Raw genomic sequence first — 1,624 nt, forward strand, 5'->3', positions numbered from 1 at the left:
CCCAAAGTTCGGACCGTGGGTTCGGATCTGGGTGCGCACCAGAAGGGGGCCTGTAGGCGCCATGCTCCGGCGCATCCGGGTCTCGGTTCCCCTTGGGTGTTCATGTAGACTTTGAGGACCCACGAACCGCTCGCCGCTGCGGTACGAGCACCGCTTTCAAACTCTCACGTGGTTTCCGTGCGGACGCATCCCAGGCCAGCGGTCGCCCAAGGCGGATCTTCCCGTCCGAATGCAGAGCCACAGCGTCATCCAGGAGGTCAAGCGGGGGCGGTTCCGATGCTCGGCCAGGAGCACCGCTGAGGGCCGGCAGGGGGCTTTTTGGTCCGTCATCGTAGGTCGTCAGACAGAAGTAGCTCTGCTCGGTTGGTGGGGCACGTCGGCCAAGCTATGAGGGGAATGCTCCCACCTCGTGGAGCTGCCTCTCCACGGAGCGATCAAGGTGGTGCAGTTCGGGCCCGAAAAGATGCCCACTTGCCACTGGGTCACGGATGATGGCCTCGAAAGCCACTTTCTGAATGGCCGTCCAAACCTCGGGACGAGCCTCGATCGCCGGCATCCCGTCGTCGTCCACCGGCAAGCGGGCAGTGAGTCCAGACTTTCGCAGCAGCGCCACCGCCACGGATACGATGAACGGGCCGATCCTTATGCGCACGATCGCCGTGGGATTGCGCCGCTTGCCCGGCAGCACATGGACGGAGATCGCACGTATCGTCTGGACCACAGGCTTGGTCATGCCAGGTTCCCTCAGGTGCCGGTGGCGACTTCCTACACCACGTCCGGGGGCACGACCTCATTGAATGCCGGACCCGGGTTCGGCAGCGATATTTGAAAATTTGAATTAGTCCTGGGGACAGTGCCGTCGCGAAAGGCCGCGCAAGCAGTCTTGGTGACCTAGGCAGTGCGAGTTCGGGCCGCGCCGCTACCCTTGGGTAAGGGGGACTGGTTGGCCCGGTAAGCCGTTCAGGGTCGCTCAATCGGGGAGCATGCCAGGGCGGCGACCTCGGCTAGGCGCCACAGGCGGAAGGCAGAGAGCCCAGCACCGGGCAAGGCGGCCGCGAGTTGCTTGAGCCCTGGCAGATGGGACAGGGCCCCATCAGCCAGGGTCTGACCCAGCAGGTCCATCCCCGACGCCCCCGCCGCCGTCCAGGCGACGCGCCGCAGCAGGGCCAGCGTCACCGCGGCGCCTGGGCGCATGCCGTGGATAGCCGCAACTTCGCGCAGCAACGACACGCCTCGCAGCGCGGCCAGCACCCCGTCCAAAGCCGGTGAGAGGCTGATCGCCACCACCACCCCGCTTTCCAGTGCCGCCCGGTTACCCGCCTGCCGTGTGGCCTGGCGCAGCGGTTCGGCGAGATGGCGACGCCGCGCCGCTCGGAGTTGCGGGATGTCGGCTGCGGCGATGACTGCCGCCCGCGCGTCTGACGTGGTGGGAACGCGGTCGGCCGAGCCGTTCAGCCATCCCAATGCCAGGGTCCGAGCCAGCTAGCCATAGCCAAGCGTCAGATGGCGGTGTCGTAGAGTGGGAAACCTGAATGAACTTAAGTAACTACCCACCCCCGGACTTTTGCGGCTGAGTGGTCAGGCCGTGACGGTCGTCAGGATGGTACCGAATACGCTGGCGTTC

General features: G+C 65.7%; 2 protein-coding genes. Both read right to left on the minus strand.

The genetic code is table 11. The annotated features are described in order from the left end of the window. Positions 1–385: 385 nt before the first annotated feature. Positions 386–733 carry a hypothetical protein gene (locus JMJ55_RS26570; protein WP_202828637.1) on the minus strand — a complete coding sequence of 116 codons (348 nt, stop codon included), beginning with the start codon at positions 731–733 and terminating at the stop codon, positions 386–388. Positions 734–960: 227 nt separating this feature from the next. Continuing rightward, positions 961–1,464, minus strand: a complete 504-nt coding sequence (locus JMJ55_RS26575) for a DUF697 domain-containing protein (RefSeq protein ID WP_202828638.1) — start codon at positions 1,462–1,464, stop codon at positions 961–963. Between the last annotated feature and the right edge of the window lie 160 nt (positions 1,465–1,624).

Origin of the sequence: Belnapia mucosa (assembly GCF_016775475.1) — a bacterium.
GTDB classification, from domain to species: Bacteria; Pseudomonadota; Alphaproteobacteria; order Acetobacterales; family Acetobacteraceae; genus Belnapia; species Belnapia mucosa.